This is a genomic window from Bacillus sp. 17RED48, from assembly GCF_019837545.1.
GTDB classification, from domain to species: Bacteria; Bacillota; Bacilli; order Bacillales; family Bacillaceae_G; genus Bacillus_A; species Bacillus_A wiedmannii.
Genome location: NZ_JADAXG010000006.1, coordinates 273,809 through 298,428 on the forward strand (window position 1 = coordinate 273,809; position 24,620 = coordinate 298,428).

At 37.3% G+C, this 24,620-nt stretch carries 18 protein-coding genes and 1 riboswitch; of the genes, 7 read left to right on the forward strand and 11 right to left on the reverse strand.

The genetic code is table 11. The features are described from left to right. Positions 1-457: 457 nt before the first annotated feature. From ILT06_RS22795 to ILT06_RS22820, 6 genes are all read right to left on the reverse strand, one after another. Positions 458-1,759 carry a glycosyltransferase family 2 protein gene (locus ILT06_RS22795; RefSeq protein ID WP_154131443.1) on the reverse strand — a complete coding sequence of 434 codons (1,302 nt, stop codon included), beginning with the start codon at positions 1,757-1,759 and terminating at the stop codon, positions 458-460. Beyond that, on the reverse strand, positions 1,756-2,511 hold the full coding sequence (locus ILT06_RS22800; protein ID WP_064476163.1) for a GGDEF domain-containing protein: 756 nt from the start codon (positions 2,509-2,511) through the stop codon (positions 1,756-1,758). The genes ILT06_RS22795 and ILT06_RS22800 overlap by 4 nt, the downstream gene beginning before the upstream one ends. A 260-nt stretch (positions 2,512-2,771) precedes the next feature. Further along, the gene (locus ILT06_RS22805; RefSeq protein ID WP_064476164.1) at positions 2,772-3,983 is read right to left on the reverse strand and encodes a NupC/NupG family nucleoside CNT transporter; all 1,212 of its coding nucleotides are present in this window, start codon (positions 3,981-3,983) and stop codon (positions 2,772-2,774) included. A gap of 344 nt (positions 3,984-4,327) precedes the next feature. Next, positions 4,328-6,076 (reverse strand): C40 family peptidase, encoded by a 1,749-nt coding sequence (locus ILT06_RS22810; protein WP_154131444.1) that lies wholly within the window; start codon positions 6,074-6,076, stop codon positions 4,328-4,330. Positions 6,077-6,286: 210 nt separating this feature from the next. Beyond that, positions 6,287-7,171: a D-amino-acid transaminase gene (locus ILT06_RS22815; RefSeq protein ID WP_081257338.1), complete on the reverse strand. Its 885-nt coding sequence runs from the start codon at positions 7,169-7,171 to the stop codon at positions 6,287-6,289. Positions 7,172-7,820: 649 nt separating this feature from the next. Beyond that, a complete protein-coding gene (locus ILT06_RS22820) occupies positions 7,821-9,749 on the reverse strand; it encodes an LTA synthase family protein (protein ID WP_222655568.1) in 1,929 nt (642 codons plus the stop codon). Positions 9,750-10,295: 546 nt separating this feature from the next. On the opposite strand from ILT06_RS22820, the gene ILT06_RS22825 reads away from it, so the two are divergent. After that, on the forward strand, positions 10,296-10,661 hold the full coding sequence (locus ILT06_RS22825; RefSeq protein WP_064476168.1) for a YkvA family protein: 366 nt from the start codon (positions 10,296-10,298) through the stop codon (positions 10,659-10,661). Positions 10,662-10,711: 50 nt separating this feature from the next. Further along, positions 10,712-11,203, forward strand: coding sequence for a metal-binding protein (locus ILT06_RS22830; protein ID WP_064476169.1), 492 nt, complete (start codon positions 10,712-10,714; stop codon positions 11,201-11,203). Between the two features lie 118 nt (positions 11,204-11,321). On the opposite strand, the gene ILT06_RS22835 is transcribed toward ILT06_RS22830, so the two are convergent. Then, positions 11,322-11,639: a magnetosome magnetite crystal formation protein family gene (locus ILT06_RS22835; protein ID WP_064476170.1), complete on the reverse strand. Its 318-nt coding sequence runs from the start codon at positions 11,637-11,639 to the stop codon at positions 11,322-11,324. 284 nt (positions 11,640-11,923) lie between these two features. Here ILT06_RS22835 and lldP point away from each other — a divergent pair, with 284 nt between their 5' ends. Together lldP and thiC are read left to right on the forward strand one after the other, a co-directional pair. Beyond that, positions 11,924-13,579, forward strand: coding sequence for an L-lactate permease (lldP, locus tag ILT06_RS22840; RefSeq protein WP_088047785.1), 1,656 nt, complete (start codon positions 11,924-11,926; stop codon positions 13,577-13,579). Between the two features lie 71 nt (positions 13,580-13,650). Next, a riboswitch (TPP riboswitch) is annotated at positions 13,651-13,766 on the forward strand. A 112-nt stretch (positions 13,767-13,878) separates the two neighbouring features. Then, complete coding sequence (thiC, locus tag ILT06_RS22845) at positions 13,879-15,639, forward strand: phosphomethylpyrimidine synthase ThiC (RefSeq protein ID WP_222655569.1); 1,761 nt, start codon at positions 13,879-13,881, stop codon at positions 15,637-15,639. 253 nt (positions 15,640-15,892) lie between these two features. On the opposite strand, the gene ILT06_RS22850 is transcribed toward thiC, so the two are convergent. The 3 genes from ILT06_RS22850 to cydA form a co-directional block, all read right to left on the reverse strand. Then, a complete protein-coding gene (locus ILT06_RS22850; RefSeq protein WP_048560350.1) occupies positions 15,893-17,251 on the reverse strand; it encodes an arsenic transporter in 1,359 nt (452 codons plus the stop codon). Positions 17,252-17,564: 313 nt separating this feature from the next. Next, positions 17,565-18,590, reverse strand: a complete 1,026-nt coding sequence (locus ILT06_RS22855) for a cytochrome d ubiquinol oxidase subunit II (RefSeq protein ID WP_222655570.1) — start codon at positions 18,588-18,590, stop codon at positions 17,565-17,567. Next, positions 18,583-19,938 (reverse strand): cytochrome ubiquinol oxidase subunit I, encoded by a 1,356-nt coding sequence (gene cydA, locus ILT06_RS22860; protein ID WP_064476174.1) that lies wholly within the window; start codon positions 19,936-19,938, stop codon positions 18,583-18,585. Before cydA ends, ILT06_RS22855 begins: the two co-directional genes overlap by 8 nt. A 254-nt stretch (positions 19,939-20,192) precedes the next feature. On the opposite strand from cydA, the gene ILT06_RS22865 reads away from it, so the two are divergent. Together ILT06_RS22865 and ILT06_RS22870 are read left to right on the forward strand one after the other, a co-directional pair. Beyond that, entirely contained in the window at positions 20,193-20,342 is a 150-nt protein-coding gene (locus ILT06_RS22865) for a hypothetical protein (protein WP_000283173.1), read from the forward strand. 91 nt (positions 20,343-20,433) lie between these two features. Continuing rightward, positions 20,434-21,519 (forward strand): transcriptional regulator, encoded by a 1,086-nt coding sequence (locus ILT06_RS22870; protein WP_142289377.1) that lies wholly within the window; start codon positions 20,434-20,436, stop codon positions 21,517-21,519. A gap of 55 nt (positions 21,520-21,574) precedes the next feature. Here the strand turns inward: ILT06_RS22870 and ILT06_RS22875 are convergent, their stop codons facing one another. Next, positions 21,575-22,459 (reverse strand): LysR family transcriptional regulator, encoded by an 885-nt coding sequence (locus ILT06_RS22875; RefSeq protein WP_064476176.1) that lies wholly within the window; start codon positions 22,457-22,459, stop codon positions 21,575-21,577. A gap of 135 nt (positions 22,460-22,594) precedes the next feature. On the opposite strand from ILT06_RS22875, the gene ILT06_RS22880 reads away from it, so the two are divergent. Further along, positions 22,595-24,595, forward strand: a complete 2,001-nt coding sequence (locus ILT06_RS22880; protein WP_088047789.1) for a YhgE/Pip domain-containing protein — start codon at positions 22,595-22,597, stop codon at positions 24,593-24,595. Positions 24,596-24,620 lie beyond the last annotated feature (25 nt).

The window sequence follows — 24,620 nt, forward strand, 5'->3', positions numbered from 1 at the left end:
GTAAATTCTATTCATATTTTTGACAAAAAATTGTCGGAAATGTGTTGTCACGTTTATGTATATGTGCTATATTATTTCCTGTAAGCGATTTCAAATAGTTTTAAAGCGCATTCAAGGGGGACATCTAGAATAATGAAACGTTACGAAAGAAAGTGGAAGCATATTTGTTTGAAACGTGTGGCACATCGTAGTGTCCAAGAAAGCACGGAACCTAAGACTGAAACGCGCAAAGAACAGCAAGAGAAGCAATTGGTTCTACAAAAATAGCAATCACTTTTTCGTATATAAATGAAGGTCAATCGTTCGTTGGGGGATGGACGTGAAATTACTTTCAGCTAAGGGGTATTGTCTGATATATAATTTATACGGCAATAAATCAGCACAGAGCATACGGCGCTCTGTGCTGATTTTTATTTTGTAAATAAAAATCAGTGGGAGAACCCCACTGATTAAAGTTTTACTTTTCTTTTTTGAATCGAACTGTTTTATCCCAGCCAATGACTTGTTTCTTGCTCTTCGCACGTAAGTATAAAATTAAGCTGCGAATGAATAAGTACGTAAAGAGCTGTGCGTACGTAAAGTACATGATAACACTAATAAAAATATTAGTTGGTGTAAAGGTTCGTTCCACACTCTGGGCACTAAATAATTGAGAAACGTATGTAATATATGCGACATACCACATAAATAGTAGCGGAATGCTATATTGAATTTGGAATATCCCGAGTAACCCAATTACAAACCAAACGTTCGAAATGATTAAGAATAGCCAAAATACAACATACACTAAAACTTGTTGTAAGGAATGGACGAGAAGTTTTCCTTTAAAGAAACTTAAGGAAGAAAACATTTTTTCTAAAATGTACAAGTTCCCTTGGAGCCAACGTGTACGCTGCTTAATAAGGATCCTTAAATGCTCGGGTTCTTGTTCCCATGTAATCGATTCTGGAACGATTGGTAAGAGATAGCCTTTTTGTGTAATTCGTAATGTTAATTCAGCGTCTTCTGCAATTGCATACGGGTCATAGCCGCCAAGTTCTTCTAATGCAGAGCGACGAAGAAGCATATTTGTTCCTGTTAGTGAACCTGTTTGGAATAGTAACCAGCGTCCGGATTGCATAAGGAGCTGGAAGATTTGAAATTCTAATGAAATCATTCGTGTTAGCCAGTTTCTATTTTCATTTACAGTACGAACGTGACCAACAGCTCCAACGGCATCCTCGGTTGTTTCAGCGTGTTCTACAAGCATTCGCAGAGCATGTGGTTCAGGCTGGTTATCTGCATCATACACACAGAAGTATTCACCATCTGAAATACTAAGACCATAGTTTAATACACGTGATTTCCCTTTTGGTTCACCCGCCGGAACACGAATGTGACGAATATGAGCATAAGCTTTGTCAAAATCGTCACCAATTTCAGGTGTCTCATCTTGCGAATTATCGTTTAATAAATAAACAGTTAGTTTACCTGGATATTCAATCTTCGCCATCGCCTCTAAAGTATCTTTAATAACGACACCTTCATTGTGGGCAGGTATTAAAATGTCGACGCTTGGATAATGTTCTAGCGTACGATCTTTTCGTTTACTATTTCGGTGAACTAAACCTGCGAGTGTTAAGAAAGAATAGTAAACAAGTAAGGCAGAGAATAGAAAGGCTGTAAAAATAAGTATATACTTAATCGAAAATGTGATGCTAATCCAAAACACGAGTACGCAAAATAGAAGGAATAAAAGAAGTATAACGAGTGTCATCATAATAACGTCTGTCCTTTGTTCCCAATTTGCTCGCGTGAAATTTTTATATCTTGGATCGCTTCAGCAGCAAGCCATTGCTCCATTTTTGGCTTTAGGCGATTCATTACAATGTCAGCACCGGCTTCATTTGTGTTTTGTAATAAAATAACGAGCTTATTATTATCATATTCAGCAGCAAGGTCAAAGTCAGCTCTTATTGTTTCAACTAATAATGAAGCTACACGGTCCATAACACTTTCCTTCGTATATTTACTAAAGGAAGTAAAGTCAAAATAAATAATAACGCCTGTTTCATTACGGCGATTCATTGCATTTATTAATAATGCTTGTCGTCTTTCGAATTCTTTTCTTGTTAATAATTTTGATTCTCCAATGTATTGTTCTAACGTTCTCACACGTTCGGTTAATTCTTTATTTTCATGAATAACCTTCTTTAATAAATGAGTTGAGATATATACGATGAAGAAGTTTGCTGCCATTAGGAAGTGAGTAATAATGTATTCCCATTGTTCTGATGTACTCCATAAGTAAAGCCATGCTTGGTAGAACAGGTAGAATACCGAAATAATGGTTCCTAATATAAAGAGAACAAATGCGGTTTTATCAGTCAATAATAGAAATAGTACATTAACAATTACATATATAATTGTAAAAATGAGAGCATGCTCATATTGCGTTACATGTACAGTTGTAAAATAAAATAAAATTTGTAAAATCCACATAGAGAGGACTTTATAGAAGTTATCTTTCACAAAATTTTCCTCCTTAAAGGTAATTCATGCAAGGATACTTGTAGTATGCGCAATTATTAAGAAATAGACCGGATGACTAGGTTATTTTGGAGAGCAACCACAAGTAGTGTCTCTCTTTTGTAAGAAAAAATAAACAGACTTACTAATTATTGTATCATAATGTTCTTATATTTAAGCATAAAGTATTTAATATATACCGAAAAAATATACAACATATAATAAAAAGCCCCCTCTTTAGAAAGAGGAGACTTTGCATCATTTTATAGGAACATCATACCTGCAACTGCTGCATTTAAGAAGTTTGCTAATGTACCAGCGATAACTGCTTTAATCCCTAACTGTGCAATTTGTTTACGGCGAGTAGGAGCTAACGTTCCTGTTACACCTAATTGAATTGCGATAGAAGAGAAGTTTGCGAATCCACAGATTGCGAATGTTAAAATTAAGTTTGTTTTTGCAGAGAACTCTGCCATGTGTGGTCCTAAGTTTGCGTATGCAACGAATTCGTTGATTGCAAGTTTTTGACCGATAAAGCTTGCTGCTTGTACAGCTTCACCAGGAGAAACCCCGATTAAGATTGCAAATGGTGATAGTAAGTAACCGAAGATTAAATCAAGGCTAAGTTTAATATGGAACAGAGAGCCAATTAATCCTAATAGACCATTTAATAAAGCGATTAATGCGATGAAAGCCATTAACATTGCTGCTACGTTAATAACAAGTTGCATACCTTCAGATGCACCACGTGCAGCTGCATCAATAACGTTTGCATCTTCACGTTCTGTAGAAAGTTCAACGTTATTATCTACTTTTTCTGTTTCTGGCATAATTAATTTCGCAATTAATAAACTTGATGGAGCTGCCATAATTGCTGCTGCTAATAAGTGTTCTAACGGAATACCCATTGCTGCATAGCCGACAAGAACCGATCCGGCAACAGCTGTCATACCGCTTACCATAATAGTGAAGAATTCACTATTTGTTAAACGTGCTAAGTAAGGTTTGATTAAGATTGGAGCTTCAGTTTGTCCTAAAAATACAGTTGTTACTGAGTTTAAACTTTCTGCTTTAGATGTTCCAAGAAGTTTACTTAATGCGCCACCAACGACACTAACAAATTTCTGCATAATACCGAAATGATATAAGATTGCTACTAATGAACTAATAAATACGATTGGAAGTAGTGCTTGAATAAAGAAGACAAATCCCCAAGGGCCTTTTGCGTTGACTAAATCCCCAGCAACGAACTTAATTCCCTCGTAAGAAAAATTAATTAATCCTTGAACACCATCAGCAGCGTATTTTAAACCTGCTTTTCCGGCATCCCATCGTAATACGATAAATGAAAATGACATTTGTAATGCTAGCGCGATTAAAATTGTGCGCCAATTAATAGCTTTGCGGTTGGAAGATAGTAAAAAAGCAATTGCTAATACTCCAATCACGCCGCCAATTCCCCATAAAAGATTCATGCAGTGTATGCTCCTTCCTCATAGTAAAAAAGTGTATAAACCAGTTGTCTATACTTTTGCGAATATAACATCTTAAGTAACTTATCATAATGGACATCGGAGGTCAAACGTCTAACAAAAAGTTTAAATAAAAAGAAAATTCTTCAAAAAAACACATATAAAATGATTAGACATGAAATAGGTTATGTTTTTTATGTGAAAATATACATTATGATAACGTTATGGAGTGTTTTTGTAGAATATAGTGTATGAAATAGGGAAATAGATACACTATTTTTTCGGGGATATAGGTGACATATACTAAAAAGAGCCTTCTAGTAATCTAGAAGGCTCTAAAATATAACTTAAGGTGCTTTCGTATAACCTAAGAAGTGCTTACTCCAATAAGAATTGCTTAATGAAGCGATTGCGACACCTTTATCTCCAGATTGGATAAATGATCCGCCGCCAAGGTAAATACCCATATGAGAAGGACCTGCTTTATAAGTGTCTTTGAAATAAATTAAGTCACCTGGTTGTGGACTTGAAGTTTGTGGTAAGCTGCTCCAATATCCTGCAACACTTTGACGACTAATGTTATGACCAAATTTCTTAAATACGTGGTAGATGTAACCACTGCAGTCAACACCAGTAGCAGAAGTACCGCCCCAAACGTATGGTACACCTTGCATTGATTTTGCATATGCAAGTATGGAAGAACTATCACCACTATTATTGCCTGTATTATTGTTGTTATTGTTTTGATTGTTATTTTGGTTGTTGTTAGGCTTATTATCTACTGCGCCCCCAACCGGTGTTTTAGAAAGGTAACGTGTTCCGATGTAACCAGTTTGACCGTTGTAGTTAATTTTGCTCCATCCAGAGTTTTCAGAGATTACTTGAACCTTCTGTCCTTGTGGAAGTGCCCCTATGATTCTATAATTTGTACCTTCGCCGCTACGTACGTTTAGTGCAGAAGCATTAATGTAGTAGTCACCAATTGCACCATGATTCGGTTGTTCAGGCTGTTTCGGTTGTTCAGGAGTAGCAGTGCCACCTTTAACGAATTTTACAAATTCGCTACTAACGAAGCCTGTTTTCCCTTGATAGTTTACTTTAAACCAACCGTTTTCAGATCCAACTACGTTTAATGTAGTACCATTTAACACGCCACCAATTACACTATGGTAAGCAGCAGGGCCTGTACGAACGCGTAGAGATGTTGCGTTAACAACGTAAGTACCACCAGTTTGAACAGTTACATTATTGTTTTGTTCTTGTTTGTTATCTTGATTGTTACCTTGTGTAACGTTGTCGCTAGAACCGCCTTTTGTTACGTAGTCTTTGCTTACGTATGCAGTTTGTCCAGCGTAATTGATTTTGAACCAATCTTGAACTTCGCCAACTACTTGTACAACTTGTCCTTTTGTAACAGAAGCTACAGTTGTGTGAGAAGTGCTAGGACCTGTACGAACACGAAGGGAAGATACATTTACTGTATAGTTTCCGCTTGCTGGTTTTACAGATTCTTGGTTGTTATTATTCGTATTGTTGTTTGAAGAACCTGCATTAGAAGAAACACCAGATACGAATTCGCCACTTACATAGCCAACTTGTCCATTATGGTTGATTTTCACCCAACCATTTTCTTGACCAATTACGTTTAATGTTTGTCCTGCATATACACGTCCTGAAACAGAACTAGAAGTGTTCGGAGCAGTACGTACACGTAATACATCAGCAGTAACTTTATTGTTTCCACCTGTTGTACTTACATTGGAATTGCTTGCTCCATTTTTTGATACAAATTCGCCACTAACAAATCCTGTTTTCCCATTAATGTTAATTTTGAACCAACCATTTTCTTCGCCAATCACATTTAATGATTGACCGTTATAAACACGCGAGATGATATCGTGAGAAGTACTTGATCCTGCACGAACATGTAATACGCTAGTGTTTACCGTATAAGATGAGCTGTTTGATGCAGAAGCTTGGACAGTTGTAGCAGCTTTTTGTGTATTTTGTTCAGGGGCAGCTTGAACACTATCAAGTGTAGGTGCTGCTCCTCCTGCTACAGACACTGCCGCAAGACCGGCAAGGTATTTTTTCATAATTTGTCGATTCCTTTCTGTCTGTAATGTAGTGAAGAAATATTTACCAACTGTTAAAAATTCTAAAGAGCATGTCGATTACTGTCAAGACTTATGCGGTAATCTGAATATGACAAAAAGATTACAAAAAAAAATCAAGGCATAAATCTATACCTTGATTTCCATTTAAATACATATATTGAATGTAGAAAGGTTAGAAATTATACGTGTTTAAGAAGATGACATATTGGATTGTAACAAGCTTTGAGAAAATGATCTTTGCAGAATTTTTGTGATAGGGCCAACTTGACCATCTTGAATTGCAGTTCCATCAAGGTGAGTCATCGGCAAAATTTCAATCGTCGTTCCTGTAAAGAAGCATTCATCTGCTTGATAAACATCACGAATGCTGAAAAGTTCTTCTTGTACCGGAATGCGAAGGGTTTTCGCTAAAGAAAGGACATATTGACGAATGATTCCATTTAAAATAAGGTGATTGGCTGGATGTGTATAGAGAGTTCCGTTTTTTATGAGAAAGAAATTAGAACAGCTGCCCTCAGTTACGGTACCATTTCGTACGAAAAGGGCCTCTTTACAACCTTTGCGTTCAGCTTTCGTAGCAGCTAATACATTTGGTAATAAATTTAATGATTTGATATCACAGCGTAGCCAGCGTGTATCTGGTTCTGATATAGCACGTACACCATATTCAATCCATAACGCTGGTCTTTCTTTCTTTGTAATATAGGCATAGATTGTCGGAGGGACGTCATATGAGAATGTATGGGTACGAGCTTGTACACCACGAGATACTTGTAAATAAATCGTTCCATCCTCGTGGAAATTATTATTTTCGATTAGTTTATAGAGTAGGATAATCAGTTCTGCTTTTGAGAAAGGGAGTGTTAATTCTATTTCTTCCATGGAGCGATATAATCTTGTGATATGCGGATCTAATAAGTGAAAGTTCCCTTTATATAAGCGAATAACTTCGTAGACACCATCTCCAAACTGCAAGCCTCTTTCTTCAAAATCTATGTACGCGTGATGTTTTGTTGTATCAATAACTGCATCATTCCAGAGTACAAATTTTTCGTATGCCAATTTTCGTCCCATCCTTTCGTAAGTGCATAAGTAAAATGAAGCTTTAATTCGTTTGGTCTGTGTACAAATAGCGGAATAAAGTCCTTATAGTAATTTTTATGTGAGTAATTCTTTACATATGACGTATATGTATTTGTAAATGGTAGAGAAGTAGTAATGATTTACCCCGCTATTTGTGGGCAGTAAAACTCCTGTTAAAAATTCGGCTGGAGCAAAGAAGTGAAGTGGGCGAATAACGGCCCGTAAATGCCCGATTGGTGAGGGCTGATTAAAGTTTCACTTTTACAGCATTTTGTATATACAAATTCGAAAATGAGAAATAAGAATCCTGCTTTTGAATAAAAAAAAGCAACATTCTTATGGAATGCTGCACAAGGAGGGTAGCTATCTTTCATAGGGACATCGTCTTATTGAATGTTTTGTGTATGGAAACAAAACACATTGAAAGACAATTATAAGAAAGTAGAAATAAACGATTCAAATATTTCTTTAAGGGATCTTATTACAGATGAGAGATAAGAAATATAGAGAACCTCGTTTACATATTTTATTATAGAGATGCTTCATTAATTCTATGTGAATATTTGGTAAAGGTTATGTAATGTTAAAGTTAATGAATATAAGTGATTGTATGGAGAAATATAAAAAAAAGAGGCTGAGATTACTCAGCGCTCTTCTTTTCTTCTTTTATAGCCGTCTTTACTTCACCAGTTTTGGTCTTGTTACTTTCAGAGAAGCGAAGTAAGTCACCTTCAATGATTTTGTCAGACATGTTCAATTCATTTTGGGCACGATCAATGAGTGGTTGAGATTCTTCTTTTGGTAATTGTACAACTTCGCCAGTATTACGGTCGTAGAATGTACTGTTCGTGTACATGTACTTATCTGTAACGAAGCTACCGTCACGAAGAACAACGAATCCTTTATTGTCTGGTGAGAATACATCATGACCGAATTGAACTTGATTCGTAGAATCTACACCAAGTAAGTTTAGAATTGTTGGTTTAATGTCAATTTCACCAGTTGGTTTTGAAATTGTTTTACCTTCTTTTTGACCTGGAACGTGAATAAACATCGGTGTTTTTTGTAAGTTCATATGGTCAAATGTAGTGATGTCTTCTTTTCCTAAGAACTGTGCCATTGCACGGTTATGGTTTTCAGAAATACCGTAGTGATCACCGTAGAATACGATAACTGAGTTGTCGTAAATACCTTCTGCTTTTAGACGCTCAATAAAGTGTTTCATTGCTTCGTCTAAATAGCGAGCAGTTACCATGTAACGGTCAAATACGCCATCACCAGAATTGTATTCATCGATTAATTTCGTACTGTCATCATAAGTGAATGGGTAATGGTTTGTTAAAGTAAGGAAGCGAGTATAGAACGGTTGCTTCACTTCTTTTAACATATCGATAGATTGATCGAAGTATTCGATATCTTTTAATCCCCAATTTAATTTCGTTTCTGGCGTAATCTTGTAGTCAAGCTCGTTGTAATAACGATCATAACCAAGTGCCGGATACATAATGTTACGGTTCCAGAATGTTGCGTTGTTCGCGTGGAATACTGATGTGTGGTATCCTTGCTCACGTAAAATTTCTGGAGTTGCTGTATATTCGTTATTACCGTGTGTGAAGAATACAGCACCACGGTCTAGTGGATACATTGAAGTATCTACTAAGAATTCAGCATCAGATGTTTTTCCTTGCCCAGTTTGATGGAAGAAGTTATCAAAGTAATAACTTTCTTTCGTAAATTGGTTTAAGAATGGTGTAACTTCTTGTCCGTTAACTGTTGCACCAATTAAGAATGTTTGTAATGACTCAAGAGAGACAACAATTACGTTTTTCCCTTTTGCAGTACCAAACATATTTGGATCTGGTTTGCTTTGCGTTGTTTTTACGTAGTTTTCTGTTTCCTGTAATTTACTACCGTCAGCAAAAGCTTTTTGTGAACTTGATTTTGCTTGTAAGCCAAGATCATATACTTGGTGTACATATAAACCTAAGTTTTTAACAAGCATAACGCGGTCGAATGAGCGTGTTAATAGTTCAGGACGCTCAGCTTCTGCAAGTCCTAAGTTTGCGAAGAAAATAGCAACTGTTGACACGAAGTATAGGGAACGCATTGGGCGTGCTACACGCTCTGTCGGTGCAAAATTCTTCATCTTCTTCAATAAAATGAAGAATACAATAATATCAGCAAATGCAAGGATAATTTTGTAGTTAAACAATTCTTTCACACTAGAACCTAAACTTCCAAAGTTAGATGTTTGTCCTAGTACTGGTAAAGTAACGAAGTCATTGTAGAATCCGTAGAACATTACGTTACCAACAAGAACGATTGTTAAAACAAAATTAATTCCAAGTGCTATATAGTTACGTTTTTTCCCTTTTGCAAATAATGCAAGACCAACAAGCAGTAATGATGCTGCTAATGGGCTAAGGAATAAAATGAATTCTTGCATGAAAGATTCAAGTTTTAAATCAAAGCTTGTGCGTGTAATAAGGTACGTCTTTAGCCATAAAGCTAAAGCTACGAATACAGTGAAACGCACATTTTGAAATTGTGATCTCAAGGTTTCTTTCATTCATTTCCACCCTTTCTCTATCAGGCTTGGTCGATTTTGGAGCGAAAAATGCTAAAATAAAAAATACATAGTTTTCTTGGCCATAATTAGAGGTTCTATATTCACCCATATACGACTATAACTATGCATACCCTTTTGGTTTCTTGTGTTGCTCATAAGCATAACGTCATTTCTGTATTATACAACAAAATTCATTTCTGAGAAACACTATAACATTTTACATTTTTTGTATAAGATTTGTCACTACCAGAGAAAACTTTAACATTCGTTTTTATGTCCGTCAACTAGAAAATATAACAAAGGTAGAGCAGAATGTTAAGTGAAAGTGAAAATTTTCTTTGTTGAGAAATAAGAAATGACAATGGGTAAGCGGCTATCTAGAAACCTATTATATGATGAGAAATATGTAAAAATTAACGAACACTTGTTCTTTTTTCGTTTGTTTGTTACAATGAAAGTTCATTGATAGATTATGTGTAATTTTGATGAACTTTTACTGATAACATATTGTAGCTTATTTCTTTTAAAAAATAGGGAGGCTTTTACATGGAACAAAAATTTTCAGTTGAAGCGTTTTGGAAGAAAGCAAAACATGTTGCAAAGCAAGCAGGACAGTCGGTTATTTATGCAAGTTTATTATTGTTTTACGTTTTGCAAAGACCTGATGTTCCAAAGCGAGTGAAAATTATTGTGATTGGAGCACTTGCTTATTTTATTGCACCAATTGATGCCATCCCAGATTTTATTGCTGGAGTTGGTTATACAGATGATTTAGGGGCGTTAATGGCTGCTCTATTACAAACGTCGTTATACGTCAATGAAGAGGTGAAAGATAAGGCACGAGTGAAGTTGGCAGAATGGTTTGGTTCGGATATAGACACATCCTTTATCGATCAGAAATTAGATCAATAGGTGAGAACTGTCATATGGTGACAGGGCGAACGTAAGCGAGGAAGTGCATTATGCCATCAGGAAGAACGCATACGAAAATAAACTTAATATCCCTTCCGGTTGTTTTGTTTATGCTCTTTTCGTATGGATTAACAAACTTGGATTTTTTATTAACTTTTGCAATTGGCTTTTTAGTAGGTACTTCATTTTTAACGCCGGATTTAGATACATATAGTAATGCGTATAATAAATGGGGATTCCTACGTATATTTTGGTATCCGTATAAGAAGGTCATGCCGCATCGCTCCTTCTTTACACATACAATTATACTTGGTGATGTGATTCGTATTGCATACATGTTAATTGTGTTTTCTCCGTTTTTATTCCTATTAAATGTAATCGCGCTTGATGGGAATTTAATAGAAATTGCGAAGGAACATGAGGTTGAAATTGTAACGTTCTTAATGGGAATTGTTGTGGCAAGCACGCTTCACATTATAGCGGATAAAGTGAATACGCGCCGCAAAAAAATGATGAGAAAAAAGAAGAAACGCAGAAGATAAAAAAACCGTCCCAAAAGGTATTTTGGGACGGTTTTTTTCTTATTAAAAGATTGTCGTATCGCCGATAAAATTTCATTTATTATGATGCGTGCTGTTTTAATCAAACGTTTGTTTAAACTTAAGCTTTCAGCACTTTAATACCTTTTACGATGTTCCAAATGAAGTAGTATAAGCTAATAATGCCGCAAATACATAAGACAATTATTGCTCCAATTCCAAGTGTTACGTCTGGTTGATCCGATCCGATACCCATAATTCCTAAAATAGTTACGCCAATGAATGTAGCGATACTTGGAATAATGTGTGTCCATAGAGCACGTTTTGCATGTGGTTTTGTTTCAGCATCGCCTACAATCCACACAATAATAGGGAATAAGATAGGGGCAAATAATACACTAAAGTAAGATAAAGCTGCTAATATTTTGTTTCCGTTCATATATATCACCTCATAAATAATGTCCGTTGCTATACTATTATTATGCAATAGTTTTGGCAAGCTTACTATCGATGAACATTACAAGAACGTGACGATTTTGTAAGATTTTCTAGTGAAATAATAAAATTTTCAAAAAAATCTTTTTAAATGAAAATTGTTGTGATAGAATTAATGAAAACGTTTTCTTGGACGTTTTTTTATTTTAGGTTTAAAGGTATGATGACCTGATAGTCTATTGATGAGGTTATTCTATTTAAAAGGGGATTCTTTAGGGGGAGAGAACAATGAACACATGGACACAAGTTTATGATCCGTTCGGAAACATTTGGATTTCGGCAGCGGTCGCACTTATTCCGATTATCTTTTTTTTCTTAGCTTTAGCAGTTTTCCGCATGAAGGGGTATGTGGCAGGATTTATTACAGTTGTACTTACAATTTTAGTGGCGTTATTCGCTTATAAGATGCCGTTCACGATGGCGATGGCAGCGACGGGATATGGTTTCTTATACGGACTATGGCCAATTGCTTGGATTATCATTATGTCGGTATTTTTATATAAAATATCTGTGAAAACAGGTCAATTCGATGTGATTCGTGCATCTGTATTATCAATTACAAATGACCATCGTTTACTCGTTATTTTAATCGGTTTTTCATTTGGAGCATTTTTGGAAGGGGCAGCAGGATTTGGTGCACCAGTAGCGATTACCGCAGCGCTTCTTGCAGGTCTTGGGTTAAATCCTTTATATGCAGCGGGTCTTTGTTTAATCGCAAATACGGCACCAGTAGCGTTCGGAGCGATGGGAATTCCGATTACAGTTGCTGGACAAGTAACAGGTATTGATCCACATAAAATTGGACAAATGGCTGGACATCAATTACCGTTTCTATCATTATTTGTTCCGTTCTTTATCGTATTTTTAATGGATGGATTTAAAGGAGTAAGACAAACATGGCCAGCTCTATTTGTAGCCGGTAGCTCATTTGCAATTACGCAATTCATTACAGCGACGTTCTTAGGGCCAGAACTTCCGGATATTACGTCAGCACTTGTAAGTTTAGTGAGTTTATCGCTATTCTTAAAAGTTTGGCAGCCGAAAGAAATCTATCAGTCTAAAGAAGCAAATAGTGAAGTAGCAGCAACGGCGATATCTATGCCGAAACTAACGGTAGGAAAAGTAGTAAAAGCATGGTCTCCATTCATTATTTTAACTGTGATGGTAGTCATTTGGAGCCAAAGTTTCTTTAAAGCGTTATTTGCTTCAGGTGGTGCTTTGGAAAGCCTTGTGTTTAAGTTTGAAGTTCCAGGCTTACACAATTTAGTAATGAAAGCAGAGCCAATTGTAAATAAACCGACGCCTTATGAAGCAATCTTGAAATTAGATATTTTATCAGCGACGGGAACAGCCATTTTAATTGCTTGTATCATTTCTATCTTTATTTTGAAAATGAGTGCAAAAGATGCAGTAGTAACATTTAAAGAAACGTTACATGAGCTTAAGATGCCAATTCTGTCTATCGGATTCGTATTAGGATTCGCGTTTATCGCAAACTATTCTGGTCTATCTTCTACATTAGCATTAGCACTTGCAGGCACTGGAGGACTATTCCCGTTCTTCTCACCATTCCTAGGCTGGATCGGTGTATTTTTAACAGGATCCGATACGTCAGCAAATGCACTGTTCTCGAATTTACAAGCGATTACAGCGCAGCAAGTCGGTGTATCTGAAGTACTTCTCGTTGCAGCAAATACAACGGGCGGTGTAACAGGAAAAATGATTTCTCCGCAATCAATTGCGATTGCTTGTGCGGCAGTTGGACTTGCTGGAAAAGAATCAGATTTATTCCGCTTTACAGTGAAGCATAGTTTATTCTTCGTAATTATTGTTGGTATTATGACGTATGTACAGGCATATTATTTAACGTGGATGATTCCATAAACAACAAAAGAAATAAACTTTGCATTTTTCAGATTATCGTGTATGATGGGAAAGTATTGAAAATTAAATCAGTGATAAACTAGGGGTGCCTAACGTATGCGTAGGCTGAGAGAGAAGCGTGTGAACTTCTTAACCCTTTGGACCTGATCTGGCTCGTACCAGCGTAGGGAAGTTAACGGCTTTACATAATGATGTCTTTATGAGCCAGGTCCTTATTTTTTTATGGACCTGGCTCTTTTTATTTTGGCATACGCTGGCCATATCTCGTCCTTGTCACGTACAGGGGGGCAACAAAGGTTATGAAACAGTCTGTTTCAGCTGAGCAAATTGAATTGAAATCGAGTTTACCAGGAAGTAAGAAAGTGTATGTGGATGGACCACGCGCGGGTATGAAAGTGCCGATGCGCGAGATTGAACAAAGCGAAACGAACGGTATTCCGAATTCGCCAATTCGTGTATATGATACGAGCGGTCCTTATACAGATCCTGCTTATAAAGTGGAACTGGAAAAGGGGCTGCAGGCGCCGCGCCACTCTTGGATCCTGGAGCGCGGAGATGTAGAAGCATACGAAGGGCGCGAAGTAAAACCAGAGGATGACGGTGTGAAAGTGGCTTTGAAACATACGCCTGTTTTCCCGCAAATGGATCGTCAGCCGCTTAGAGCAAAGCATGGTGCAAATGTTACGCAAATGCATTATGCACGTAATGGTAACATTACGTCTGAGATGGAATATGTTGCGATTCGTGAAGGAGTAGAGCCTGAGTTTGTTCGTAAGGAAATCGCGGAAGGTCGTGCCATTTTACCAGCGAATATTAACCATCCGGAAGCAGAACCGATGATTATCGGCCGTAACTTTCACGTGAAGGTCAATGCAAATATCGGAAACTCTGCTGTATCTTCTTCAATTGCAGAAGAAGTAGAGAAGATGACGTGGGCAACGCGTTGGGGTGCGGATACGATTATGGATTTATCTACAGGTAAAAATATTCATACGACGCGTGAGTGGATTATTCGTAACGCGCCTGTACCAGTTGGGACTGTACCGATCTATCAAGCGCTTGAAAAGGTAAACGGAATTGCAGAAGATTTAACGTGGGAAGTGTATCGTGATACGTTAATTGAGCAAGCTGAGCAAGGTGTTGATTACTTTACGATTCACGCGGGCGTATTACTTCGTTACATTCCGATTACTGCAAAGCGTACGACAGGTATCGTTTCACGTGGTGGTTCAATTATGGCACAGTGGTGTTTATTCCATCATAAAGAAAACTTCTTATACACTCATTTTGAAGAGATATGTGAAATTATGAAGCAGTACGACGTTTCGTTCTCTCTTGGAGATGGATTACGTCCAGGTTCGATTGCAGATGCAAATGACGAAGCACAGTTTTCTGAGCTTGAAACACTTGGTGAATTAACGAAGATTGCTTGGAAACATGATGTGCAAGTGATGATTGAAGGACCTGGGCATGTACCGATGCATTTAATTAAAGAGAATATGGAGAAAGAGCTTGATATTTGTCAGGGCGCGCCGTTCTATACACTTGGGCCGTTAACGACAGATATTGCACCAGGTTATGACCATATTACATCGGCAATTGGAGCGGCGATGATTGGCTGGTTTGGAACGGCGATGCTTTGTTATGTAACGCCGAAAGAACATTTAGGTTTACCGAATAAAGATGATGTTCGCACGGGGGTTATTACGTACAAAATCGCTGCACATGCAGCTGATCTTGCGAAAGGGCACAAAACGGCTCATCAGCGTGATGATGCACTTTCAAAAGCTCGATTTGAATTCCGTTGGCGCGATCAATTTAATTTATCTTTAGACCCTGAACGTGCGATGGAATATCACGATGAAACATTGCCAGCAGAAGGCGCGAAAACGGCTCATTTCTGTTCAATGTGTGGACCGAAGTTTTGTAGTATGAGAATTTCACATGATATTCGTGAATATGCAAAAGACAATGATTTAGAAACGACAGAAGCAATTGAAAAAGGGATGAAAGAGAAAGCGAAAGAATTTAAAGACACTGGTAGTCATTTATACCAATAATACGTTACACCTCTTTACTTGATTGATCACACTGTAGTACCTAACTTAAATATAGAAGAAGCCCCCTTTGCTAAGACGGTAGCAAAGGGGGCTTCTGTTGTTTATCCCGCTTTAATGGGCAGTAAGACCCCCAACTCAAAATTCAGCGAAAGCAAAGAAGTTAGGTGGGGGATCAACTGCCCATAAAAGTCCGATTGGTTCAACTAATAATCAGTGGGGGATGAAGAAAACCCCCACTGATTAAAGTTTCACTTTATAAGGCGAAGAAAAGGTGTACCCAGTAGTATAAGAGGAATAATGTGACGACTGTTGTGAGAGGAATAACGATAAGGGATACACTTAAATAGTCTTTCCATTTTACTTTAATTTTGTTTTGTTTCAGGATATACATCCAAATGAGGGAAGCTAACGTACCGATTGGTAATAATAGTGAACCGATGTCACTACCAATAATGTTTGCCAGGTAGATAGTTTTTAATGTGACTGGGTCTAGTCCCATTTCTGTTAATGTGATTGTACCAATCATAAGTGCAGGATGGTTATTGAAGACGTTAGAGAGGAGAGAAACGAGTCCTCCCATTGCAAAGCTAGCATAGAGTAGATGTTGACTTACAACTGGTTCAAGCCAATTTACAAGCACCGTTGTTAACCCTGCGTTGTGAAGCCCGTAAATAATTACATACATAGAGAATGCGAAAATTAAAATGTGCCACGGTGTCTTTTTTAAAATGTCGACAGGGTTTGTTCGTAAGTAGTACCATCTCCAGATGAGAAGAACGAGTGAACCGAGTACGGCAACAATTTCGATTGGGATGGATAAGAAGGATGCAACGAAAAGTAGACAGCGCATAAGGAAGACGAAACCTAATACTTTTAGCATGAATTTTGTCCGTTTTTGTTTCGTATCAACAGAATTTTTTCCTTTTAACGGATGGAAGTTTTTCGTGAAGAACATTTCTTCGATATCATATGAAGAAACAGGTAATTTCTCTGGTAGTTTTTTCTTTAAAACTGTGTACATAAGCCATGACATAAATAATAATCCTAATGTTGCAGGTACAAACATCATAGCAGTATGCATATAAAGAGTCATATTCACAATATTTAATGCGATTAAGTTTACGATATTACTTACACCAATGGGGGCACTAGAGGCAGTGGCGATTAAAGCACCACTTAATAAATAAGGGATTTGTTGATGAGGTTTTAATTTAAGGTTTCTCAGTAGTAAAATTAGGATTGGAGTTGTAATTAAAATACTACCGTCGTTATTAAATAAAAGAGTCATAAGAAAACATAATAATTGAATATACCAGTATAAACGGCGACCGGAGCCTTTTGCTAAGTTTGCAAGTTTTGCTGCGGACCAGTGGAAGAAGCCGAAGCTTTCTAATATAACCGCCATAACGATGGTCGCTAATATTGTTATGGAGGCACCGCCAATTTTACTGATAATGTCCATGACGTCTGGCTTTGATACAAGTCCAGTAATCAGGATAATGCCAGCACCAATTGCTGCTGGCCACGCCTCATTTAAGCCACGAGGCCGCCAAAAGACAACAATCATTGTTAAGAAGAATACAATAATAGTAATCCATATTTCAATGCTCATATTTTGCCTACCTTTCTATTTTCCCTTGAACAAATGTAGCTTGTCTCAAGTTTGTATTGATAGTATATTCAGCAAAAAATAAGAAGAACTAGACATATAATGGAATAAAGCCAATATGTGTTTTTCAAGCTAAAGGACAAGTGTCACGAATAGTGAAATAACTATTGTGAGAGGAGTCTATAAATTGTTGGGGGCAGTAAGATAGTAAATGAAATTTTCATCAGTGATTTTTGAAATATATCAACTTATCGACAAAACATGAAAAAAGGAGTCCATCCCAAAATGCCTTTTGGAACAGACTCCCCCGAATATATTATTTTTCCTTCAAAAAAGTTCGATCCTTCAAGAATAAATTCCAGAAGAAAATAAATCCTGGTAGTAAAATTGCGATTCCAATTGCGTATAGGATAAGCAATGCATAGAATGTTTCTGGCGTTGTAAAACTTGTAAATACAGTTACATCAGGATAAATAATATAAGGTAAATGCGCGACACCGTAAGCGTAACTTGCAAATGCATATTGAGCGACGACTGCTAAAACGGCAATGCGAGGGTATCCTAGTGTGCTATACTTCTTGTTTGTCCACCAAAGAGAAGAGTATCCGATAACGAATAAAACGATAGAAACTGTAAACCATGGGAATTGCTTTATGAGTCCTTGCATAAGCCAGTGTGTTTCCGGATCCATTACAACGAGGGCGATAATTGCCGTAACGAGTGTTGCAGGACCGAGGATGATGGCGTTTCTTCTATAAACTCTATACGAATCTTCTGAACCTTGCTCTCTCGCAAAATCTGCGAGAAAGAGAGAGGAGAGAAATAGTTCCGAAGTTAGCCCAAAGAGCATATAGCAGTAGATAACTGGGCTAGAAAGAAGTTTTCCATACAGGAGTACTTCTTTTCCTTCAGTCATTGTAATATAAGCCCCCTCTGTAACGGGTAACACGGTAATTAATAAGGCTGGAATTAAGAGCCCAGTAATACCTGAAATAACCCGAAGGAGGAATTGATACTTTGGCAGAGAGTAAGCAAATACCATGAATGTACTGCGAATTGCAATGAGTATTAAAATTAACATAACTGGCACGAACATCACTGTCGCAAGGGTGAAAGCAGCTTTCGGAAAGAAACCGAGAAAAGCGACAACGACAAAGACGAGAAATGTATTTGTTACTTCCCAAGTGGGTGATAAGTATCGATTGGCAAGCTTGGCAGCAAGCGTTGGATGTTTTGCGTATACCATGCCCCAAAAACCTGCTCCAAAATCAATGGACCCTAATATACTATATACGAAAATAAGAGCCCATAAGATGATGATTGCAATACTTTCCTCATGCACGAGAATCGCCTCCTTCGTGATGTAAATCATTTGTAAGCGGATGTTTCTTAAAGAATGTCCGTAGTACAAAAACTGTTAAAATGCCGAGTCCAATATATAAAATGATGAATAGAATAAATAAAGGACCGACAAAATCAGCGCGTGTAGAAGCGTCGACTGTCCGTTGCATACCATAAATGGTCCACGGTTGACGACCACTACAGCTGAAAATCCATCCGAATTCAATACCGAGCATCATAATTGGTCCACATGCGGCAGCTCCCCAAAGAAGCCACTTCGGTAATTCTGCACCTTTTTTTCGGTAAACAAAGTACCAATATAAGAGGGCGATTGCTGCAACTGCAAAAGTAAAGGCAGCAGTGCCGACCATTAAGTTGAATAGTGTATGTGTGTAAAATGGTGGCCATGTTTCTTGTGGGAATTCCTTTAGTCCTTTTACGACGGTGCTAGGGTCGAGTCCCACTAATAGGCTAAGCATGTTCGGAATTTCTAGTGCATAGTTTAGTTCAAGTGTGTTAGGATCTACAACTCCGCCAATTGATAACGGTGCATGTGATGTCGTTTCAAATAAAGCTTCAGCAGATGCAAGTTTTTCAGGGGAATGCTTATGTAAGGCAATCGCCGATTCGTGTCCCGAAAGCCACATCGTAGCACCTGTAATAAATGTCACGACGAGTCCTAACAGTAGTCCTTTTTTATGATACGCTACTTCACGTTCACTTAAATTCTTCTTTAATAATTTAAATCCAGCGATAGAGGCAATGACGGCAGCTCCAGTTGCGTAGGCTGTAATCACAACATGGAATGCGCTTGTGCCAAAACTCGGATTAAAGAAAGCTTTCCATGGATCAACGTTAAAAACTGATCCATCTGGTCCCATTGAAAAGCCTGCGGGTGTATTCATCCATGTATTTGCTGATGTAATAAGCACGGCAGATGCCGTGGCACCAATCATGACGAAGAATAGCGAGATTAATCTCATGAATGGAGGTAGTTTGTCAGCTGCATATACATAAATAGACATGAACAAAGCCTCTAAAAAGAAGGCGAAAATCTCAATTTGAAAGGGAACAGAAATAACCTGTCCAACAATTTTGGCAAAACCAGGCCAAAGAAGTGAGATTTGCACACCAACAATTGTTCCAGTTGGAATTGCTACACCGAGAAGGATGGCAAAAGCCTTCGTCCATCTTTTCGCCATAATGGCGTAATCGGAATCTTTCTTCCAGTGATAGAGTATTTCACTTATAAAAATCATTAATGAAAGTCCGACACCAAGTGTTGCAAAGATAATGTGGAATGCTAATGAAGAACCAAAAAATGCTCTTGCTAATGTTACCGTATCCATATGTAAACTCCTCTTCTTTTTGCCATTATTTTCTGATTGAATTGGAAGATTTATTCAAAAAAACTACCAAAAATATATATGTATTTAAAAAGTGGATATGGTAATATAATGTTTGAATATTCCAAATAGAAAGAAGTTAATTTTTAATAATATTTTGTTTGTTTTTTAGTAAGGAATATTTTATAATCTTTTATGCGAACATAAGTTCTGTTTTTAGAGGTGAAGAAGTTTATGTGAAATGGAGAGGATGTTTTATGTATCCTGAAGTCATTAAAAAGATGGCATTTTCAAAAGAGCATAGAGATTTATTATTGAAGCTGTATAATAAAGAGATTACGCGTCGTGAATATGATCGACTTGTGGCATCGCTATATAGACCTTCTAAAGAGGCTTGTGAGGGATAGAGGCACGGGAGACAATCTAATAGATTGTCTTTTTTAATTTTACGTATGTTCTGGTAAAATTAAGGCTAGCCTTATTAGGGAGGTGAAAAGATTGCGGAAACGTTTATATATAGGGATTGGAGTTATTCTCTTAATCGCTTTAGGTGGCATTGTATTTTGGTCAGCTATACAAGGAAACCGTACAGAACATTTTATTTTAAGACATATGGTGAATGAAAATGGGACGCTTGCCACATATCGTTTAGCGGATACAAAGGCAGGTACGGGTGAAGCGAAAGGCCGTGAAGCTTTATCGGAATCAGCAGGACTATGGCTACAATATACATTGGATAAAGACGATCAAGCGTTATTCGATGAACAAGTTAAGGTTATTCAAAATAGCTTTGTACATAAGGATCATATTGTTATATGGAAAATCTCTGAAAAGGGAGAAATGCAGTCAGCTACAAATGCACTTATAGATGATCTTCGTATTATAGAACAATTATATCGTGCTTATGATATGTACAAGGAAGAGCGTTATAAAAATTTGGCAGATCAATTGAGTGACGCTGTAATTCGTTATAATAGGAAAGATAATTATTACGTTGATTATTATGATGCAGATGCAGGTAAACAAAATAATTTTGCAACTACATCATACATAAATCCACACGCATTCTCGTATATGAAAAAGTACGGCAAAGTTTCTGCTCAGCAATATCAGGAAGTCGTTCAATTTTTAGCGGATTATCCAAGGCATGGCTGGGCATTCCCAAAAGAGTATAAAGAAGATGGTACATTTACGTACGATAAAGAAGTAAATCTTATTGACCAATCATACGTTGCATATCATCGAAGTTTAGGTGGCCTTTCATCAGATGCTTATTTGGAATTTATCAAGAAGAAGTTCCAGAAGGATGGAAAGCTATACGGTCGTTACAATTTAGAAACGGGAAAACAAACTGTGAATTATGAATCGCCAGCCGCATACGGACTAACGATCTTGTACGTACTACAAACAGGTGATACAAAGTTTGCAAAGGAATTATATGATCATATGGCCACATTCCGAAATGACAATATATTTAGTAGATATTACGGTGGATATGTAACAGGTGAAAATAATAATACGCATATTTTCGATAACGTATTGCCGCTTTTAGCGGAAATGGAATTGGAGAAGAGTAAGAAATAAAAGGTGTCACCCTTTGGGGGTGGCACCTTTTATTTTTTACTAAGTCAATATAATTTTACGTTCTAATATTGGAGAAGTAGTCAATTACGAATTTACGGAATTGTTGAGCGGTTTTTGATAAGTAGCGTTTCTTCGACCAACTTAATCCGATAGTTCTCTCGCAATGCGGTTCAATAATACGTAACTTATTTAATGCTAAAGTAGAGTTTTTTAATAAAGTTAAACTTGGGACAAAGGCGATGCCGAGACCTTGCTTAATAAGGTCGCTAATCACGGTCGGTTCATCTACTTCAAAAGCAATATGTGGAGTGAAGCCAGCTTCTTTACAAAATTCATCCGTTAAGTGCCGAAATCCGTAACCAGTGTTCATACTAATAAATGGTTCGTCTTTTACTTCATGCAGATGGATACTTTCGCGTCCTGATAAACGATGACCTGAAGGGACAACTAAGAAAATTTCTTCTGTAATAAGTGGTTCCCACATAATTTCCTCGGCTTCAATTGGCACAGAAGAAATGCAAAAGTCAATTTCTATATTATCTAGTTGTCGCTTCATAGAAGGAGTAGATGCGAGAAATTGTTGGAATCGAACGTTAGGATGTTCTAGTAAAAAAGAACCGAGTAGTTCTGGTAATATTCTCGGAATAGAAACGGCCAGTGTAATAGAGCATTGTTGTAATTCAGCTAAATCTTTAATTTCTCGTTCGCCTTCACTTAATTCATGAAAAATGCGCTCTACTCGTTTTAAAAATACTTTCCCAAAAGAGTTTAATGTAATCTGTCGACCTTGGCGATCAAATAGCGGGACGCCTAAGTCCTTTTCTAATCTAGCGATTGTTTTGCTAAGTGAAGGTTGTGCGATATGCAGTTCTTCAGCGGCTTTTGTCATATGTTCTAATCGTGCGACTGTCTGAAAGTATTTTAATTGAAGAAGTTCCATTTTGACTCTCCTTTCTATAGACCAAAAGGAATTAATTGATAATTAAAGATGTATTATACAGTATGAAAATGGGCGTGTATAGTAAATCTGTTAAACCATTCTAATGGTGTTAAATTAGGAGAAGGAGTATGTTTCATGAAGGGAATTCAACTTATATTTAAAGATTGGAAAGCGATGTGGCATCATAAACATGGACGTATCGCTTTAATTTTTTTATTAATCGTTCCTTTAATTTATTCAGGATTCTTTTTAGCTGGATATTGGGATCCATACGGACGATTAGATAAATTACCTGTTGCAATTGTAAATTTAGATAAAGGTGCTGCGATGGATGAAAAAACAATTCATGCAGGAGACGATTTTGTCAAAAATTTAAAAGAGAATAAGGAACTAGCTTTTCATTTCGTGTCAGAAAAAAATGCTGATGAAGGGTTAAAAGAAGATAAGTATTATATGGTCGTTACGATTCCAGAGGATTTCTCTAAGAAGGTAAGTACACTTATGGATGAGAAACCAGAGCCAGCGCAGCTTCAGTACAAAGTAAATCCGGGTAAAAACTTTGTAGCAGCTCAAATTGGAACGACAGCTGTTGAAAATATGAAAACAAAAATTTCAAATAGTATTACGAAATCTTATACAGAAGGTGTCTTTTCAAAGTTTCAAGATTTGGCACAAGGATTGAGTGATGCAAGTAATGGTGCTGAGAAGCTGCATGAAGGAACGACAGATGCAAAAAATGGGGCGAATCAGCTTGCAGATGGTATTCATCGTTTAAGTGACGGGGCATCAAAAGTGAAAGAGGGAAGTGAAAAACTTGCTTCTAGCCAATCTGCCTTAAGTGGCGGCGCAAATGAGCTGAGTGAAGGGGCAACCTCACTTCATAGTGGTATGGCGTTATTAGCTCAAGGTGAAAAAACTTTACAATCAGGGGTTAGTGAATTAAGTGCTGGTACAAATGAATGGGTGAACGGAAGTGAGAAACTTGCTGAAGGGCAAGTGAAAGCGGACAATGCAGCAAATAGTGTAAAACAACAATTAGAAGAGTACGTGAAAAGTCATCCGGAAGTGCAGCAAGATCCTGCTTTTCAAAAGATGATTGCTACTTCTAACGGATTAGCTAAAGCAGTAAACACTTTAAATAATAGCCAACAACAATTGACACAAGGAGCGAAGAAGCTCGCTGAAGGTCAGAATAAGATTGAAGAAGGTATGAATACATTCGGAGTTAAGTTAAGCGAAGCTACTGCTGGAACGAAAAAGATAGCAGATGGTGCAGCAAATGTAGCAGATGGATTTACGAAGTGGGGAAATGGATTTACATCCCTGCAAGAAGGTGTAAATCATCTTGCAAGTGGCGGAACAGAGCTGAATCACGGGGCTGATCAGTTAACGAACGGACTTGTTAAACTTGACGATGGTGCGAAAGAACTTTCTACAAAATTAGGAGAGGGCGCAGAGAAGATAGCGGATGTTCGCAATGATGATGCCCGTAATACGATGTTCTCAGAGCCGGTTCAGTTAGTGAAGTCGACAGTTTCTGATGTGCCTAACTACGGTTCAGGCATTGCACCATACTTTTTATCACTGGCATTTTATGTTGGTGGAATTATGGCATCGAATATTTTACCTCTTGGCCGTAGACAAAATATGAAGGTAAGCGGAACAGTACATTTTATTAATAAACTAGGATTGGTATATTTAATTGGACTTATTCAAGCATTACTTGTGGATGTGGCTGTGCTAGGAGTTATGAAATTAGAAGTTGCAAGTGTGCCACTCTTTGTTTTATCAAGTATCGTTATTTCCTTTACGTTCATGACATTTATTCTTATGTTAGTAACGGTATTTGGTCTCGTTGGAAAGTTCTTAGCAGTAACACTTCTCGTCCTGCAATTAGCGACGAGCGGAGGGACTTTCCCAGGAGAATTAAATATAGCTGTTCTTAGCAAAATTGGACAGTTTCTCCCAATGTCCCATTCTCTTAGAGGATTACAAGATGTTATCTCTTTAGGAGATTGGTCACAATTACAAATGCAAATTTTAATATTGTTATGCTATCTCGTTGTTGCTGGCGGAATTGCTTGGATCACGAGTCATATACAACATAGGGAAACGAATGCAGAACAAGTTTCTTAAAATGAAAGAAGCTATCCGTTTTTTT

Coding starts and splice junctions, on each gene's coding strand:
- ILT06_RS22880 (WP_088047789.1), top strand. CDS start 22,595: ATGAAGGGAATTCAACTTATATTTAAAGATTGGAAAGCGATGTGGCAT.
- ILT06_RS22875 (WP_064476176.1), bottom strand. CDS start 22,459: ATGGAACTTCTTCAATTAAAATACTTTCAGACAGTCGCACGATTAGAA.
- ILT06_RS22815 (WP_081257338.1), bottom strand. CDS start 7,171: ATGGGACGAAAATTGGCATACGAAAAATTTGTACTCTGGAATGATGCA.
- ILT06_RS22805 (WP_064476164.1), bottom strand. CDS start 3,983: ATGAATCTTTTATGGGGAATTGGCGGCGTGATTGGAGTATTAGCAATT.
- thiC (WP_222655569.1), top strand. CDS start 13,879: ATGAAACAGTCTGTTTCAGCTGAGCAAATTGAATTGAAATCGAGTTTA.
- ILT06_RS22820 (WP_222655568.1), bottom strand. CDS start 9,749: ATGAAAGAAACCTTGAGATCACAATTTCAAAATGTGCGTTTCACTGTA.
- ILT06_RS22825 (WP_064476168.1), top strand. CDS start 10,296: ATGGAACAAAAATTTTCAGTTGAAGCGTTTTGGAAGAAAGCAAAACAT.
- ILT06_RS22795 (WP_154131443.1), bottom strand. CDS start 1,759: ATGATGACACTCGTTATACTTCTTTTATTCCTTCTATTTTGCGTACTC.
- ILT06_RS22830 (WP_064476169.1), top strand. CDS start 10,712: ATGCCATCAGGAAGAACGCATACGAAAATAAACTTAATATCCCTTCCG.
- ILT06_RS22835 (WP_064476170.1), bottom strand. CDS start 11,639: ATGAACGGAAACAAAATATTAGCAGCTTTATCTTACTTTAGTGTATTA.
- lldP (WP_088047785.1), top strand. CDS start 11,924: ATGAACACATGGACACAAGTTTATGATCCGTTCGGAAACATTTGGATT.
- cydA (WP_064476174.1), bottom strand. CDS start 19,938: ATGGATACGGTAACATTAGCAAGAGCATTTTTTGGTTCTTCATTAGCA.
- ILT06_RS22850 (WP_048560350.1), bottom strand. CDS start 17,251: ATGAGCATTGAAATATGGATTACTATTATTGTATTCTTCTTAACAATG.
- ILT06_RS22810 (WP_154131444.1), bottom strand. CDS start 6,076: ATGAAAAAATACCTTGCCGGTCTTGCGGCAGTGTCTGTAGCAGGAGGA.
- ILT06_RS22865 (WP_000283173.1), top strand. CDS start 20,193: ATGTATCCTGAAGTCATTAAAAAGATGGCATTTTCAAAAGAGCATAGA.